This window comes from Streptomyces sp. NPDC002784 (assembly GCF_053592135.1).
Window position 1 is genome coordinate 657,285 of record NZ_JBSFVD010000001.1, and the last position, 17,404, is coordinate 674,688.

General features: G+C 73.4%; 10 protein-coding genes. 2 read left to right on the top strand and 8 right to left on the bottom strand.

The genetic code is table 11. The features are described 5' to 3' along the window. Nucleotides 1-85 precede the first annotated feature (85 nt). The 6 genes from ACWD1Z_RS02960 to ACWD1Z_RS02985 form a co-directional block, all read right to left on the bottom strand. Nucleotides 86-1,639, bottom strand: coding sequence for a protein kinase domain-containing protein (locus ACWD1Z_RS02960; protein ID WP_451115448.1), 1,554 nt, complete (start codon nt 1,637-1,639; stop codon nt 86-88). Nucleotides 1,640-1,692: 53 nt separating this feature from the next. Then, nucleotides 1,693-3,450, bottom strand: coding sequence for a serine/threonine-protein kinase (locus tag ACWD1Z_RS02965; RefSeq protein WP_451115014.1), 1,758 nt, complete (start codon nt 3,448-3,450; stop codon nt 1,693-1,695). An 81-nt stretch (nt 3,451-3,531) separates the two neighbouring features. Further along, the gene (locus tag ACWD1Z_RS02970; RefSeq protein WP_451115016.1) at nt 3,532-4,638 is read right to left on the bottom strand and encodes a serine/threonine-protein kinase; all 1,107 of its coding nucleotides are present in this window, start codon (nt 4,636-4,638) and stop codon (nt 3,532-3,534) included. A gap of 71 nt (nt 4,639-4,709) precedes the next feature. Continuing rightward, a complete protein-coding gene (locus ACWD1Z_RS02975) occupies nt 4,710-6,335 on the bottom strand; it encodes a serine/threonine-protein kinase (protein WP_451115450.1) in 1,626 nt (541 codons plus the stop codon). A gap of 150 nt (nt 6,336-6,485) precedes the next feature. Continuing rightward, entirely contained in the window at nt 6,486-9,482 is a 2,997-nt protein-coding gene (locus ACWD1Z_RS02980) for a protein kinase (protein WP_451115017.1), read from the bottom strand. A 174-nt stretch (nt 9,483-9,656) separates the two neighbouring features. Then, entirely contained in the window at nt 9,657-11,558 is a 1,902-nt protein-coding gene (locus tag ACWD1Z_RS02985) for a serine/threonine-protein kinase (RefSeq protein ID WP_451115019.1), read from the bottom strand. A 170-nt stretch (nt 11,559-11,728) separates the two neighbouring features. On the opposite strand from ACWD1Z_RS02985, the gene ACWD1Z_RS02990 reads away from it, so the two are divergent. Next, entirely contained in the window at nt 11,729-12,763 is a 1,035-nt protein-coding gene (locus tag ACWD1Z_RS02990) for a serine hydrolase domain-containing protein (RefSeq protein ID WP_451115021.1), read from the top strand. Between the two features lie 120 nt (nt 12,764-12,883). Here the strand turns inward: ACWD1Z_RS02990 and ACWD1Z_RS02995 are convergent, their stop codons facing one another. Further along, nucleotides 12,884-14,590, bottom strand: a complete 1,707-nt coding sequence (locus ACWD1Z_RS02995; protein WP_451115023.1) for a glycerol-3-phosphate dehydrogenase/oxidase — start codon at nt 14,588-14,590, stop codon at nt 12,884-12,886. Between the two features lie 292 nt (nt 14,591-14,882). On the opposite strand from ACWD1Z_RS02995, the gene ACWD1Z_RS03000 reads away from it, so the two are divergent. Beyond that, a complete protein-coding gene (locus tag ACWD1Z_RS03000) occupies nt 14,883-16,091 on the top strand; it encodes a nucleotide sugar dehydrogenase (RefSeq protein ID WP_451115025.1) in 1,209 nt (402 codons plus the stop codon). An 85-nt stretch (nt 16,092-16,176) separates the two neighbouring features. Here ACWD1Z_RS03000 and ACWD1Z_RS03005 read toward each other — a convergent pair whose 3' ends face one another. Continuing rightward, entirely contained in the window at nt 16,177-17,301 is a 1,125-nt protein-coding gene (locus ACWD1Z_RS03005) for a GuaB3 family IMP dehydrogenase-related protein (RefSeq protein ID WP_451115027.1), read from the bottom strand. Between the last annotated feature and the right edge of the window lie 103 nt (nt 17,302-17,404).

Sequence of the window (17,404 nt, forward strand, 5' to 3'; positions counted from 1 at the left end):
GGCGGAGCCTTTGTGTACCCGTCGGTAACGGGGATTCACCGAGTGCACACATCCCGCCAGCGTCCACTGGCAACAAACACGCTGATCAGGGCGTTGGGGAAATCTTGAGCCGGTCGCGCGCGTTCTTGAAAACCGCCGTGCCCTCCTTCTCCTCGGCCGTGCCCTTGGGCATCTCCACCCGCAGCTCGTACAGCCGGCCGTCGTCGGTGCGGACGAGGATCTCCATGACGCGGCGGCGGGCGTCCTGGTCGCCGAAGGTGCTGTCCGACTGCACGGCCTCCCAGCCCTTGAGGCTGGTGGGGGTGTGCCGCGTGTCGGCGTCGCCGTAGAACTCAAAGGTCCGCCCGTGCTGCTTCGCCTGGGTCAGGGGGGCGCTGGGGGCCTTGTCCCAGAGGGTGAAGCGGACCTGTACGGCGCCGTCCGGGTCGGCGTACTCGACCACGCGGGGCTGGACGGCGTCGGTGCCCTGGCGGGCGAACTCCTCGTACCCGGCGGGGAGGGCGAGGGTGGCGTGCATGGCCTTCTCGGTGTGCGCGGCCCAAGTGGCGCCGGTGGCGCCGGCGCTGGGCGCCGGTTTGCGGGCGGCGGTGTTCCTGGGGACCGCGCCGCTGTCGGGTCCGGCGAGCAGGGCGATGCCCAGCCAGCAGGAGCCGGCCAGGAGGACGCCCAGGACGGCCAGCGGGAGGGGGCGGCGCGGGAGGAGGAGGCGCCGGGCCACCGGGGGCGGTCCGGCGGGTATCGGCTCGGCGGGCATCGGTTCGGCGGGTATCGGTTCGGCGGTGACCGGCTCGGTGGAGGTGTCCTCGTCCGCGGCCAGCCGCATCGTCCTGATGTCGTCCCCGAACTCCGCCAGTTCCGCGGCGTCCTGGGGTGCGGGCTCCCGGGCCCGCTCGGGGACCACCGCCTCCAGCGCCTCCGCGGTCCGCTGCGCGTCCGGGCGCTCGGCGGGGTCCTTGGCCAGCAGCCGGACGAGGAGGGGGCCGAGGGCGCCGGCCCGTTTCGGCGCGGGCGGATCGACGGCGAGGATCGCGGCGAGCGTGGACTCCATCGTCGTACGGCGGAAAGGGGACCAGCCCTCCACGGCGGCGTAGAGGAGGACGCCGAGGGACCACAGGTCGGAGGCGGGGCCCGCGGTGCGGCCGGACATCCGCTCGGGGGCGATGAACTCCAGGGAGCCGACGAACTCCCCGGTGGCGGTGAGGGGTTCCTCGCCCTGGACGTGGGCGATGCCGAAGTCGGTGAGGACGACCCGGTCGTGCGGGCCGAGCAGGACGTTGGCCGGTTTGACGTCCCGGTGCACGATGCCGACGGAGTGCGCGGCGCGCAGGGCGCCGAGGACGGCGAGGCCGGTCCGGGCCGCTTCGGCGGGCTCCAGCGGGCCGTCCTTGAGCCGCTCGTGCAGGGACTCGCCGCGCACCAACTCCATGACGATCCAGGGCAGTCCGTCCTCCTCGACGACCACGTCGTGGATGGCGACGGCGGACGGATGGTCGACGCGGGCGGCGGCCCGGGCCTCGCGGTAGAGCCGGTGGGCGGCCCGCTGGTACGCCTCGTCCTCGGGTTCGCCGGGCAACCGCGGCTGTTTCACGGCGACTTCGCGGTCGACGAGTTCGTCGTGCGCGCGCCACACCGTGCCCATACCGCCGGAGCCGATGCGCTCGACCAGCCGGTACCGTCCGCCCACCAGCCGCGTCACAGCGGATTGATCTCCAGCTTCTCGATCACGGAACGCGCCACCTCGCGGCCCCGCTCGGTGAAGTCGCCCTTGCCCGGGTAGCTGATCGTCACCTTGTACAGGTCGCCCTTGGACGTCTTGTAGTAGAAGATCCGCAGTTCGCGCGGGCGCGGGTTCTGGGTGTCGTTGGTGATGTACTTGACCGTGTTCTCGGCCGCCTTCTCGCCCTTGTAGCGGGTCTCCTCGGGATCGGTCGTGGGGTCCTCGGGCATGCCGAGGTCGTAGGAGCCGGTGCTCTTGAACTTCTCGTTGTCGTCGTACATCGCGGCGGCGGCGGTGTTCTTGATGGTGCCCGAGGTGTCCTCGGACTTCCTGGCCACGTTCACGCCGACCCAGATGCCGCCGCTCCAGTCGGTGTACGTCACCCAGTTCTTGTCGGTGTCGTCGGCGTCCGGCTTGCCCACCTGGTACTCCTCGGGCACGCTCAGCGTCACACCCAGGTTGGCGTGCGCCCGCTGCGCCCAGGGGTCCGGCGGCTGTTCGTCCGCGAACGGGTCGGCGACGACGACGAAGGCGGCCGCCAGCGCCAGCGCGACGACCGCCGCGCCGACGCCGATCAGCGTCTTGCGGCCGACGCGGACCCCGCCCTCGGCCGCACCGCCCCCAGCCGCACCGCCCCCGGCCGTCCCGCCCCCGGCCATCCCGAACGGGACGACCTGCGTCGGCGCCTGCACCGGCGGGTTGGCGGCCCGTTCCAGCAGCGCCCGCGTCTGCGCGGCGTCGGGACGGCGGGCCGGGTCCTTCTGGAGCAGCCCGGTGATGACCTCGGCGAGCGGACCCTGCGCGGAGGCGGGCGCGGCCGGGGTGGCGTTGAGGACGGACTGCAGCGTGGCCGGGGTGTTGCTGCGGCGGAACGGCGAGACGCCCTCCGTCGCCGCGTACAGCACCACACCGAGGGACCACAGGTCGCTCGCGGGGCCCGGGCGCTGGCCCAGCACGCGTTCGGGGGCGATGTACTCGGGCGAGCCGACGAAGCCGCCGGTGTCGGTCAGATTGGTCTCGCCCTCGATCTGGGCGATGCCGAAGTCGGTGAGCACGACGCGCTCGTGCCGCCCGAGCAGCACGTTGTCGGGCTTCACGTCCCGGTGCAGGATGCCCGCCGCGTGCGCGGCCTCCAGTGCGCCGAGCACGTCGAGGCCGATGCGGGCCGCCTCGCGGGCGCCGAGGGTGCCCTCCTGGAGGACGTCACCCAGCGAACGGCCCTGCACCAGCTCCATGACGATCCAGGGCCGGCCGTCCACCACCGCGACGTCGTACACGTTGACGACGGCCGGGTGGTCGAGCCCGGCCGCGGCGCGGGCCTCGCGGCGCATCCGCTCGAAGGCGTTGGCGCGTTCGCGTTCGGGAAGGTGGTCCGGGATGCGGGGCTCCTTGACGGCCACCTCGCGGCCCACGGTCTCGTCCTTGGCCCGCCACACGGTGCCCATGCCCCCGTGCCCCAGCTTGCTCAGCAGCCGGTACCGGCCGCCGATCAGCCGCCCGGCGCCCGGATCCTGCGCGGGCCGAGGCTGCTCCGGCACGACCTGGGTGGGCGTCGCGTAGGGGTTGCCGGGATGCGGCACACGGTCCGGTTGCGGATGCTGGTCCGGGTGCGGACCGTGGCCCAGGTGCGGCCCATGGGCCGCGTGCGGCACCGCCGCGGCCGGTCTCGGCGGTTGCAGACCAAAACTGGTTGGCTCGTCGGATCCGTAAGGGGCTCCCCCGTTGCTGCTCATGCGTCCATCCATATCGCGCCCGGGGCCCCGCGTTCCACCTCGAACACTGTCCGGTAGCAGACCCGTGACCCGGGGCGGGGCTTATCTCCCATTTATGTACGCGCGGGGGGACAGCGTCGGTGAAGGGGTGAGCGAGGGCGGGACGGACGTGCTCACCGAGGTCCGCGGGCTGGCGCTCGACGGGGGCGGTACGGGTCCGTTCCCCTCCCCCTTCACCAGCAGCGCCACCGCCGACACCCCCGCCACCGCCACCGCGGCGACCAGCAGCACGCTCGCCAGCACGCCCCGCCGGGACCGCCAGACCGACGGGGCCGGCGCCGGTCCCGGTGGGCGGCCGGTGGCCAGGAAGTCCCGCAGCATCCACTCGGCCCGCGCCGCGTCCAGGCGCCGCTGCGGATCGCGCTCCAGCAGCCCCCGTACGACGGGCAGCAGCGGCGCGGCCTGCGGCGGCGGCCGTATCTCGTCGAACACGACCGCGTGCAGGATGCCGCCCAACGAGTCGCGCCGGAAGGGCGATTCACCGCTGACCGCCGTGCACAGCAGCGCCCCCACCGACCACAGGTCGGAGGCGGGCCCGGTCCTGGCGCCGGACATCCGCTCGGGCGCGGTGTACTCGGGCGAGCCCACGAAGGTGCCGGTCTCGGTGAGGGTGCTGGCCCCCGCGATCCGGGCGATGCCGAAGTCGGTGAGCACGACCCGGCCGGTACCGGCGTCGATGAGGACGTTCGCGGGCTTGATGTCGCGGTGCAGCACCCCGGCCTCGTGCGCGGTGCGCAGCGCGCTCAGCAGATCGGCGCCGATCCGCGCGGCCTCGACGGCGTCGACCGGCCCGTGCCCGGAGATCCGGTCGTCGAGGGAGCCCCCGTCGATCAACTCCATCACGATGTACGTCCGTTCGGCGTGCTCGATGACGTCGTGCACGACGATGATGTGCGGATGCCGCAGCCGCGCGACCGTCCGTGCCTCGCGGAGCGTGCGCTCACGGCGCCGCCGGAGGGCCCCCGGGGTGAGCGATCCGAAGTCGCCCTCGTCGAAGGGGAACTCCTTGACCGCCACGCGCCGTTTGAGCAGTTGGTCGGTGGCCCGCCAGACCACGCCCATCCCGCCGCGCCCGATCCGCTCCTCCAGGCGGTAACGGCCCGCGATGACCCGGAAGTCGCCCTCCCCCTGATCCCCGTGGGTCGCCATACGTCCCATCATGCCGCGCCGGACGCCCGCGCTCCGCGGCGCTGACCGGCCAACTTGCCCCCGGTGGGTGCTCAGCCCTCGCGCCAGCTCTGCAGGACGATCTCGAACCGCTCCTCCGCGGCGGCCCACTCGCCGACGGGAGCGGACGCGTAGATCGCGTACTCGACGCCGCTGCGGGCGAGATACATCCGGTCGACGGCGCGGAACGGTCCCGGGAAGGGCGAGTCCTTCGCCAGCTGGGTCCAGGTGTACTCCAGCCGCGCGCCCGGCCGGTCGCGGTAGGCCCCGCGCTCCAGGCCGACCTGCGTGTAGTCCACCAGCCGCCCGCCCAGCACCTGGCTCAGGTCGGCGAGGTGGGCATACGGGTCGTTGAAGTCCGGGGAGCTGTCCATGGTGATCCGCAGCAGGTTCCTGCCGCCGTCGGGCGAGTAGTCGACCCGCTGGAAGTCGCCCGACTTCTCGTAGTTGCTCCGCGACCAGCCCTCGGGCAGGGAGAGGCCGAAACCGAGCGGGTCGTCGACGGGCACCCAGCCTGCCGGGACGGTGCTGTCGGGGTTCGCGCTCGCACTGTCCCCGGCCGTGGGCGTCGGGCTCGGCGACGGGGACGTCCGGTTCGTCCGGCGCCCCTCGTCCCACTTCTGGAGGGCCACGACGGTGCCTCCGCCGACCAGCGCGGCCAGCACGACGACCAGGGCGAGCGTACGCAGCCGGCGGCGCCGGGAAGGGGCGGCGGGAGCCTGGTCGGCGGTGGCAGGCCCGTACGCCGGTCCGCTCGGCGGCGGATACGGCGTGGCCGCCGCCGCTTCCGGGGTCGTGGGCGTCTCGGGTCCGGAACCGGGGTGGGCGTGCTGGGTCGGCACGTACAGCTGCGCCGCGTTCGGCCGCCGGCCCTCCGCCGCCTCCGCGAGCATCAGCTCGGCCGCGACGGCGTCGGGGCGCACCGCGGGGTCCTTGTGCAGCAGCGCGGCGATGACCGGGCCGAGCGGACCGGCGTACGCGGGCCGCGGGGCCTCCTCCTCGACGACCGCCTGCATGGTGGTGAGCGGGGACGTACGGCGGAACGGCGAACGGCCCTCCACCGCCGTGTACAGGGTGGCGCCGAGGGCCCACAGGTCGGAGGCGGGGCCCGGATCGTGGCCGCGGATGCGCTCCGGGGCCAGGTAGTCGACGGAGCCGACGACCTCGCCGGTGCGCGTGATGGTGGTGTCGCCCTCGATCTGGGCGATGCCGAAGTCGGTGAGCAGGACGCGGCCGTCGTCGGCGAGCAGGACGTTGCCGGGCTTGACGTCGCGGTGCAGGACGCCGGCCGCGTGCGCGGCGCGCAGGGCGCGCAGCACCCACAGGCCGATCCGGGCGGCCTCGCGCGGCTCGATCCGGCCGCGGTCCTTGACCGCGTCGGCCAGCGAGTCGCCCTCGACCAGCTCCATCACGATCCACGGCCGGGCGTCGTGGTCGAGCACGTCGTGCACGGTGACGACCGCGGAGTGGTTGATTCGCGCGGCGGCCCGGGCCTCCGCCCGGGTGCGGGCGAGGAGCCGCTCCTGGTCGCTGTCGGAGACGAAGTGCGCGGCGGTCAACTCCTTGATGGCGACGGCCCGGTGCAGTACCTCGTCGTGCGCACGCCACACCCGGCCCATACCGCCGCTGCCGATGGTCTCGGCCAGTCGGTAGCGCCCCGCGAGGAGCTGGCCCTGCATCTGATTCACGTCGCCCCGCAATGTTCTTGACGGGTTCAGATTAGGGACCGGGCCGCGCCCGGGGAACCGGCGGGGTGACACGGAGACAGCACTGTGACGGTTGCCGTCACCCAGCGTCGGGCCGCGCGATCAGCCGGTGACCTGACGCGATCAGCCGGTGACCTGATACGTCGCCGACGCCTGCTCGAACAGCCGGGTCACCTCGTCCCGCTCCGCCTCGGGACCGCGCACCTGCACGACGTGGTACCGGTCGCCGATCAGGATGGCGAGGTTGCGGACGAACCGCTCGCGGCCCTCGTCGTCGGTCCAGGTGAACTGGCCCTCGGCCATGCTCCGTCCGCCCACCTCGATGGTCTTCAGACCGGTGGAGGTGGCCCAGCTGGAGTCCCGGTACGGCTGCAGCTCGGGCTCGTCCTCCCGCTGGTACGCCATCGGGTCGCCGCCGAACTCGTCCGCGGTGTCCCGGCCCGGTACGACGATGAGCTCGAAGTCGCCGTGCGCGTAGACCACTTGTCCGCGGCCGTTCTTCGCCTCCCGGTCCCAGCCGTTGGCGACGGCGACCCGGAAGCCCTCGTCGTCCGCGCGCAGGGTGAAGCCGTCGGCGACATCGGGACCGGTGGTCTGGGAGTCGGTCGAACGCGCCGACTCCGAAGGGCTGTTCTCGGGCTTCTCCGGCTCCTCGCCGGGTGAGGTCTGGTCGGGCCGGGGCTCACTGCTGGCCTCCGGCGCCCGGCCGACCTCGCCCGTGGCGCCGGCCCGGCCGGCGTCCTCTGCGCCACCGCTCTCGGCCTTCGGCATGAAGAGCATGGCGTACGCGACGGCTCCCGCCATCAGCAGCAGGATCAGCACGAGCAGGGTACGGCCCAGGCTGCGCGGCGAACTCTCCTCCTTCCGGGCCCGTTTGTGCCGTCCCTGGTGCGCGGGCAGCCCCGCACGCCGCCTGCGCACCAGCTCGCCCCTGCGGCGCACCACCGGCAGCCGGCTGGCGTCGGCGGGCGGCGCGGCGACGACATGCGCACCGGCCTCCGGCTCGGGCGCGGACCGCACGAGGGAGCGCAGCCAGCCGCGCAGCTCCTCGAAGTCGATCCGCTCGGTGGGGTCCTGGCGCAGCAGCGACTCTACGACCGGCCGGAGCGGGCCGCACTCCTCCGCGAAGGCGGGCGGCTCGGCGCACACCATCTGCACCAGCTCGGCGGTGGACTCCTCGGGGTACGGGGCGTGCCCCTGCACGGCCCGGAACAGCAGCGCGCCGAGCGCCCACAGGTCGGTGGCCGGGCCGATGGGCGCCGCCAGCTGCCAGTTCTCGTGCACGGGACCGGCCTGCTCGGGCGCCCACCGCTCGGTGACGGGCCCGACGACGGCCATACGAGCCTGCCGGGCCCGCTCAGCGGCAAGCGCGGTGGCGGGCCCCCGGCGCACGGGCGCGGTAGCGGCCAACTCGTCCCAACGACTGGGCGACGGGACGACGGGTGCGATACCGGTGTGGCCCGGGGAACCAACGGACGGGCGTCCGGCGGAGCCTGGGGAACCGGCGGGAAGGTGCCCAGCGGGACCCGGCGCACCGGCAGGCAGGTGCCCACCGGAACCCGGCGCACCGGCGGGCGGGCGTCCGGCGGAGCCCGGGCGGCGGGCGCCCGTGCCCTGGGTTCCGGGGGAAGGGATCAGCGGGCCGTTCCCGGCCGGGGGCAGCGCGGTGCGGCCCGGGCCCGCCTCGACTCCTGACCGGCCGGCCGACTCCGGGGCCACGCCCGGGGCGCCCGGGCGGGGGGCGGCACCGTGCCAGGAACCGGCACGGACACCGTACGGGTCGGCAATCTGACCGGGCGTCCCGGCGGGCGGCTGGTGAGCGCCGTCGGCGGAGGGGTACGGCGGCTGCTGGGCGCCACCGGCCGAGGGATACGGCTGATGCTGGGCCCCGTTCGCGGTCGGGTACGGCTGCTGGGCGCCGTTGCCCGAGGGAAACGGCTGCTGCGCCCCGCTCGCCGAGGGATACGGCGGCTGCTGCGCCCCACCGCCCGAGGAGTACGGCGACTGCGACGCCCCGTTCGCCGAGGAGTACGGCGGCTGCTGGGCCCCGTTCGCCGAGGGATACGGCGGCTGCTGCGCCCCGTTCGCCGAGGGATACGGCGGCTGCTGCGCCCCGTTGCCCTCGGGGGCCGAGCGGGCGCCCGGCAACGCGGCTCGGCCGTTCTGCGCCTCCTGTACCCGGGCCGCGGCCCGCGCCCCCGCTCGGTACGCGGCGATCGCTCCGGCCCGCGCCGCCCGGATGTCCCCACCGGACCCACCGGACCCACCGGACCCACCAGACCCACCAGATCCACCGGCCTCCACGGCCCGGGGCCCCGCCCCTCCGGCACCCGCGCCGATCGGGCCGGCGGTGCCGCCCGGTCCGCCGACCGGGGGCAGCCCACTGGCCTCCCGGGCCTCGATCGCGGCCCGCCGAGCGGCCTCGGGGTCCACCTCCACGGAGACCGAACCACCGGGGGGACCACCGGGTCCGCCGACCGCCGCGCCGCCCTCGTCATCGTCCGCCGGCACCGGGTCGTACCCGCACAGCGCCTCTTCCGCGGCCCCCACCGCGAGACCGGTCAGCATCACCCGTCCGTCGTCGCAGACGAGCACGGTCCGGGCGGTGATGTTCCGGTGCACCCAGCCGTGCGCGTGCAGCACCCGCAGCGCCATCAGCACGTCGGAGGCGACCTCGGCCGCCCGGTACGGCGTCAGCGGCTTCTCCGCGAGCAGCGCGGCCAGCGGTCGCGCCGGCACCAGCTCGCTGACGATCCAGAGCGAACCGCCCTCGGCGAACACGTCGAAGACCTGGTCCAGCCGGGGATGGTCCGGAATCCGGGCCGCGGCCTGCGCGGCCTCCACCGCCCGCCGCACCGCCGGATCACTGGGCCGCCGGGCACTGCCGCGGGCCGCCGGCCGCCGCGCCGCGCCCCGCTCACGCGCGGTGAAACCGTCGGGCAGCCCCTCCGCGTCGAGCACCTCGGCCTCGACGACCTCCGGCAACGGCACCTGCCGGACCAGGACTTCCTGTCCGCTGTAGGTGTCGAAGGCCCGCGTCTCGGTGAGTTCGTACTCGTCGGACGGCGGCAGCGGCAGGCGGTAGCGGTCGGCGAGCACCCGACCCGCATAGTCGTCCACGACGCCTCCCCCGGCCGCCCGGTTGGTCAAATCCGTTCGCCTTGCGTCCCGTTGTGACCGCATACCTGGATGCGTACGGTCCGCAAGCACTCACGATACGTGCCGTAGGCAACCCACAAAGAGGGGATGCCAGATCTCACGCACCAAACCGTGACCACGCACCGTCGCGGTGGATCACGACTCCGGTTCGAAGGACTTCGTCAGCGTCCGCCATGTGTCCTTACGCAGCTCAGTACCCCAATTGGCGGCTTTCGCCGTGTACATCAGCCCATACCCGAGATCGTCGTCCACCACGAACCCACGGTCGATGCTCCGGTACTTGGTACCCCCGTCGACGTAGGTGAACTCCCAATCGGCCGTGTTCCAGTCGCGGTATTCCACCGCCTCTATTCGGATCCGCTGGTACTGGGCGCGCCGCATGGCGCCCTCCTGGGTCTCCCAGTCGGCGACGGGGTCGTCCTTGGGCTCAGTGGTCCAGCCGATGAGCAGCTTCTGCCCGTCGGGCCCGGTGAACCGGTCACCCGCTGCGCTCGTGGACTGGTACTTCCACCCCTTGGGCAGCCCGATGGAGTACCCCTGGCCGCCCTCATGCGTGACCGCCACACCGGCGTCACTTCCGGACGAACCGTCCGAGCCCGCCCCGCCCCCGGCGGAACCGCTCGCACTGGCGCTCGGCGTGGATCCGGTCGACGCGGACGGGCTCGCCTGCCCGTCCGGGGTCGCCGCGCCGCTCTCGTCGTCCCTGGTGTCGCCGCTCGCGCTCGCCTCGGCCGAGGTCTTGGTGCCCCCACCGGCCGCGGTGCCCTTGGGGTCGTCGTCCCCGCTGAACGCGACCGCCAGCACCACCCCGATGAGGGCCAGCACCACGACCGCGGCGATGATCAGCAACGTCCGCCGCGGCACCACATCGGTGAGCGGCGCCCTGGGCGCCGGCCGGGCCGGCAGATCCGGCGGCGTCATCACGGGCCACCCCGAACTGCGCCCCCCGCCCTGCCCGTCGCCCCCGGAGGCACCGCGCTGCTCGTCGGCGCCCGCGCCCGAACCGGCCGCCGCGCCACCCGAGTCGGCACGCGAGGCGTCCGCGGCCCCCGCCGAGACGGCGGCCTTCCGCACGGAACGCAGCGCCCCCCGCAACCGCTCCCCGGCGTCCGCCGGCGCGTCCGGCTGGGCCGGCAGCGGCACGGCCTTCGTCGCGTCCTGCACCTCCGCCTCCGCCTTGGGCTCGGGGGCGTGGATGACCGCGCTCAGCATCGACCGGGCACCGGCGTCGTCGAGCCGCTGCGCCGGGTCCTTGGTGAGCAGCCCGTGGATGACGTCCCGCAGCGGCCCGGCGTTCTTCGGCTCCTCCAACGGCTCGGTCATCACCGCGGTGAGCGTGGCGATCGCGGAGCCCTTGTCGTACGGCGGCACCCCCTCGACCGCCGCGTACAGCAGGCCGCCGAGCGACCACAGGTCGGCCGCCGGGCCCGGCTTGTGCCCGCGCGCCCGCTCCGGGGAGATGTAGGAGGGCGCGCCGACGAGCATGCCGGTGGAGGTGATCGACGGGTCGCCCTCGACCTGGGCGATGCCGAAGTCGGTGAGCACGACCCGGCCGTCCTCGGCGATCAGCACGTTCGACGGCTTCACGTCCCGGTGCAGGATGCCCTGACGGTGGGCCGAGCGCAGCACGTCGAGCACCGCGAGCCCGACCTCCGCCGCACGTCTCGGCTGCAGCAGGCCGTCCTCCCGGATGACCTCGGCGAGCGACTTCCCCTCGACGAGCTCCATCACGATCCAGGGCCGGTCGTCCTCGTCGACCACGTCGTAGACCGTCACCGCGCTGTTGTTGCGGATCCGCGCGATGGCCTTGGCCTCCCGCAGCGTCCGCGTGATCAGCCGGCGTTTCTCCTCCTCGTCGATGGTCGAGGGGAACCGCAGCTCCTTCACGGCGACGGTGCGGCCCAGCGTCTCGTCCTCCGCCCGCCACACCGTGCCCATGCCGCCGCGGCCCAGCACATCTCCCAGCCGGTACCGCCCGGCGAGGAGACGACCGCTGTTGTCCTGACGGGATGCTCCCGCCCGCTCCGCCTCCGACATGCGTCCCCTCATGCAACCCGCCCTGACAGAGCCTCCATTGTCTCTCACCCGACAAGTGCCTGACGCCCAGGGTGCCGCTGGTGCGCAAGTGGACCGGGAGCCGGGTGTGCCCCCGGCGGAACCGGCCGTTCCGCACCCTGCATCATGGGCCCCGACAAGGAGGTCCCGCCATGCCGCCACTGCGGACCCTACTGGCCGTTCCTGTGGCCCTGGCCCTGCTGGCGCTCACCCCGGCCGCATCCTCCCCGCCCACCGCGGACGCGTTGCTTCCGCTGCTGGTCACCCGGGGCGGCGCCCCGGCCGCGGCGCTGCTCTCCCGCACGGAGGACGGCACCCGTTACGCCGAGGCCGGCCCCGGCATCTCCGCCGCCGACCACTTCCGGGCGGGCAGCATCACCAAGACCTTCCTCGCCACGGTCGTCCTGCAACTGGCCGCCGAACACCGGCTGTCCCTGTCCGACCCGGTGGACGAGCACCTGCCGGGCCTGGTGCGCGGAGCGGGCCACGACGGTCGCGCGCTGACCCTGCGTGCCCTGCTCACCCAGACCAGCGGCCTGTACGACTTCACCGCCGACACCGGGGGCCTGGTCCCCCTCTCCCCTCGTCAGGCCGTCCGCCTCGCGCTCACCCACCCCCCGGCCGACCGCGGCCGCTTCGCCTACTCCAACACCAACTACGTCCTGCTCGGCCTGGTCGTCCAGCAGGTCACCGGCCGCTCCTACGCGGCCGAGGCCCAACGCCGGCTGATCGCTCCGCTGCGGCTGACCGGCACATCCTTTCCCGGATCACGCACCTCGCTGCCCTCCCCGCACGGCCGCGCCTACACCTCCGGCGGGCGCGATGTCACCGAGCTCGACCCGCGGGTGGCCGGGGCCGCGGGTGAGCTGGTGACCACGCTCGCCGACCTGAACCGCTTCTACGCGGCGCTGCTCGGCGGTGAACTGCTGCCCCCGCACTGGATGCGCGAGATGCTCGACACCCGCGCCGCACACGGCTTGTACGGCATGGGCCTGTTTCCCGTGCGGCTGCCCTGCGGCACCACGGTGTGGGGCCACAACGGGATCATCTCCGGCAGCTTCGTGCGCACCGCGGCCACCGTCGACGGACGCCGCGTCCTGACCTACCGGGTGAACACGACGGCGGTGACGGACCCCGGTCTGGAACCCCGGCTGCTCACCGCCGAGTTCTGCCCCCGCACCCGGTAGAACGGCCGGGTTCCGGGCGAAGATCCCCGTTCCCGCCCCTCGTTCGAGTGAACAAAGAGCTGAGCGAGCGGGCGAACGAAAGGGCGAGTGCAAGAGCGAGTGCAAGGGCGAGCGAAACGGCTACAGCGGCACGATGTCCGGCGCCCCCAGCCGCGCCGCGTCCGCGGTCAGATCGTCCGGCTGCCGCTGCGACTCCCGCTCCGCCTCCACCCGCTTCTCGTAGTGCTGGATCTCCCGCTCGATGTGGTCCTTGTCCCAGCCGAGCACCGGCGCCATCAGCTCGGCCGCCTCGCGGGCGCTGAGCGTGCCGCGGTCGAAGGTCTCGATGGAGATACGGGTCCGCCGGGTCAGCACGTCGTCCAGGTGCCGTGCGCCCTCGTGCGAGGCGGCGTACACCACCTCGGCGCGCAGATAGTCCTCGGCCGCGCGCAGCGGCTCGCCCAGCGAGGGGTCCGCGGCGACGAGGTCGAGCACCTCCTCGGCCAGCGCGCCGTAGCGGTTCAACAGGTGCTCCACGCGCACCACATGAAGCCCCGTCCGGGCGGCGATGCGCGCCCGCGCGTTCCACAGCGCCCGGTAGCCCTCCGCACCCAGCAGCGGGACGTCCTCGGTGACGCACTCCGCGACCCGCATGTCCAGCCCGTGCACCGCCTCGTCCACCGCGTCCTTGGCCATCACCCGGTACGTCGTGTACTTCCCGCCCGCCACGACGACGAGCCCCGGCACCGGATGGGCCACGGTGTGCTCGCGCGACAGCTTGCTGGTGGCGTCCGACTCACCGGCCAGCAGCGGCCGCAGCCCCGCGTACACGCCCTGCACGTCGTCCCGGGTGAGCGGCACGGCGAGCACGGAGTTCACATGCTCCAGCAGATAGTCGATGTCGGCGCTGGACGCGGCCGGGTGTGCCTTGTCGAGGTCCCAGTCGGTGTCCGTGGTGCCGATGATCCAGTGCCGCCCCCAGGGGATGACGAACAGCACGGACTTCTCGGTCCGCAGGATGAGACCGGTCCCGGAGTGGATGCGGTCCTTGGGCACGACCAGGTGGATCCCCTTGGAGGCGCGCACATGGAACTGCCCCCGCTCCCCCACCATGGCCTGGGTGTCGTCGGTCCACACACCGGTGGCGTTGACGATCTGCTTGGCGCGGACCTCGTACTCCCCGCCGGCCTCGACGTCCTGCACCCGGGCGCCGACCACCCGCTCGCCCTCGCGCAGGAATCCGGTCACCCGCGCGCGGTTGGCCACCTGGGCGCCGTACGCGGCGGCGGTGCGGACCAGGGTGGCGACGTACCGGGCGTCGTCCATCTGGGCGTCGTAGTACTGCAGGGCGCCGACCAGCGCGTCCTTCTTCAAGGCGGGCGCCATCCGCAGGGCGTGACGGCGGCTCAGGTGACGGTGCATGGGCAGGCCCCGGCCGTGGCCGCGGGCCATCGACATGGCGTCGTAGAGGGCGACGCCGGAACCGGCGTACAGCCGCTCCCAGCCCTGGTGCTGAAGGGGGTACAGGAACGGCACCGGCTTCACCAGGTGCGGGGCGAGCCGCTCCAGCAGCAGGCCGCGCTCCTTGAGCGCCTCGCGCACGAGCGTGAAGTCGAGCATCTCCAGATAGCGCAGGCCGCCGTGGATCAGCTTGCTGGACCTGCTCGACGTGCCCGACGCCCAGTCACGCGCCTCGACCAGTCCGGTGGACAGGCCCCGGGTCGCCGCGTCGAGCGCGGTGCCCGCGCCGACCACTCCGGCGCCCACGACCAGCAGATCCAGTTCGCGCTCGGCCATTGCCGCGAGCGACTCGGCGCGTTGCGCCGGCCCCAGTGTCGCTGTCCTCACCGCTGCCTCCCGCTGTAGGTCGTCCCGGCCGCACCGGTGGGCGAAGCCCGGTCCTGTCCCCCATGCCCAAAGTCTGACCGGCTTGCCCGACTTCAGCCACCAGTCGCCCCCAGCCTGTGGACAACCTTCACGGATCTGTCCGCCGGGTGTTGCCCGCCCGCCGGAAAGACACACAGGATCAATCCCGTATTTCGGTCATATTTACTCCTAGTCTGACATTGCGCTCGCTCGTCCTGTCCACAGGGCTTGCGCACCTGTCCCGCTTCGGTTACTGGGAAGGACGGCCCACGCCATGCCCGCAGATCTCGCCGTCATCGGACTCGGCCCGTACGGCCTGCCCCTGGCCCAGGCCGCCGTGGCCGCCGGCATCCCCACGCTCGGTTACCGCACCGGGCCCGAACCCGGCTCGCTCAGCCCCGCGGAGGTGCGCCGCATGCTCGCGGCGGGCTTCCGGCACGCCACCAGCCCGGCCGAACTGGGCCGGGTGCGCACCGCCGTCATCTGCGCGCCCACCCCGCGCGGGGCGGACGGCGGCCTGGACCTCACCCAGGTCGAGACGGCCGCCCGCACGCTGGCCGGGCGCATGCGCCCGCACACCACGGTGATCCTGGAGTCACCGGTGCCCCCGGGCACCACCGAGGACCTCCTGCGCCCGCTGCTGGAGGAGGGCTCGGGGCTGCGCGCGGGCCGCGACTTCCACCTCGCCTACTCGCCCAGTCGAGTGGATCCCGGCAACCGCGACTTCACCCCCGCCAACACACCGAAGGTGATCGGCGGCCTGACTCCCGCGTGCACCGAGTCGGCGGCGGCCTTCTACGCACGCCTCACCGACAAGGTGGTACGCGCGCGTGGCCCGCGAGAAGCGGAGACGGTGCAGCTGCTGGAGACCAACTTCCGGCACGTCAACATCGCCCTCGTCAACGAGATGGCCGCCCTCTGCCACGACATGGGCGTCGACCTGTGGGACGTCATCCGCTGCGCGGAGACCAAGCCCTTCGGCTTCCACTCCTTCCGCCCCGGCCCCGGCGTCGGCGGCCATGCCGTCCCCCAGGACCTGACCGGCCACACCGGCCGCACCCTGCGCATGGTCGAACTGGCCCAGCAGGTCAACAGCCAGATGCCGCGTTACGTCATCCAGCGCGCGGCCACCCTCCTCAACGAGCACGGCAAATCGGCGCGCGGGGCCCGCGTCCTGCTGCTCGGGGTCACCTACAAGGCGGACCTCGCCGACCAGCAGTCCACCCCCGCCGAGGAGATCGCCGTCCGCCTGATGAGCCTCGGCGCCTCCGTCAGCTACCACGACCCGCACATCCCCTCCTGGAACGTCCTGGACCGCCCGGTCCCCCGGGCGGACTCCCTCTACGAGGCGGCGGCCGACGCGGACCTGACGATCCTGCTCCAGCAGCACCGGACGTACGACCTCCAAGGCCTGTCGGTGAAGGCGCAGCTCCTGCTCGACACCCGGGGGGCCACGCCCACGGGGGCGGCGCACCGGCTGTGAAGGAGGTCGCGGCCCTCCGGAGGCCCGTGACGGAAAAGGCCGGTCACCCCTCTCGGGACGACCGGCCCTCCAGGTGCCGTACGACCTACCGCTTGTGCTGCGAGTCGGCCACCGTGACCTCGACCCGCTGGAACTCCTTCAGCTCGCTGTACCCGGTCGTGGCCATGGCCCGGCGCAGCGCGCCGAAGAGGTTCATCGAGCCGTCGGGGGTGTGCGACGGGCCCGTCAGGACCTCCTCGATGGTGCCGACCGTGCCGAGGTCGACCTTCTTGCCGCGCGGCAGCTCCTCGTTCACGGCCTCCATGCCCCAGTGGTGGCCGCGGCCCGGCGCGTCCGTCGCGCGGGCCAGCGGGGAGCCCATCATCACCGCGTCCGCGCCGCAGGCGATCGCCTTCGGGATGTCGCCGGACCAGCCCACGCCGCCGTCCGCGATGACGTGGACGTACCGGCCGCCGGACTCGTCCATGTAGTCGCGGCGGGCCGCGGCCACGTCGGCGACCGCGGTGGCCATCGGGACCTGGATGCCGAGGACGTTGCGCGTGGTGTGCGCCGCGCCGCCGCCGAAGCCGACCAGGACGCCCGCCGCGCCGGTGCGCATCAGGTGCAGGGCCGCGGTGTACGTGGCGCAGCCGCCGACGATCACCGGGACGTCGAGCTCGTAGATGAACTGCTTCAGGTTCAGCGGCTCGTGCGAGCCCGAGACGTGCTCCGCGGAGACCGTCGTACCGCGGATGACGAAGATGTCCACGCCCGCGTCCACCACGGCCTTGGAGAACTGCGCCGTGCGCTGCGGGGAGAGCGCCGCCGCGGTGACCACGCCCGAGTCGCGCACCTCCTTGATGCGCGCGCCGATCAGCTCCTCCTTGATGGGAGCCGCGTAGATCTCCTGGAGGCGGCGGGTCGCGGCCTCGTCGGGCAGCTCGGTGATCTCGTCGAGCAGCGGCTGCGGGTCCTCGTGGCGCGTCCACAGGCCCTCTAGGTTCAGCACGCCGAGGCCGCCGAGCTCACCGATGCGGATCGCGGTGGCCGGTGAGACGACCGAGTCCATGGGGGCGGCCAGGAACGGCAGCTCGAAGCGGTAGGCGTCGATCTGCCAGGCGATCGAGACCTCCTTCGGGTCCCGCGTACGACGGCTCGGGACGACGGCGATGTCGTCGAAGGCGTACGCCCTGCGGCCGCGCTTGCCGCGCCCGATCTCGATCTCAGTCACGTCTGTGGCCTTTCCCTGATGCGTTTCAGCGTCTTCCAGTATCGCCGACGGGCACGGCGAGGGCGGCCCCGGTGCTCCGGGGCCGCCCTGGAAGAGGCTCGCG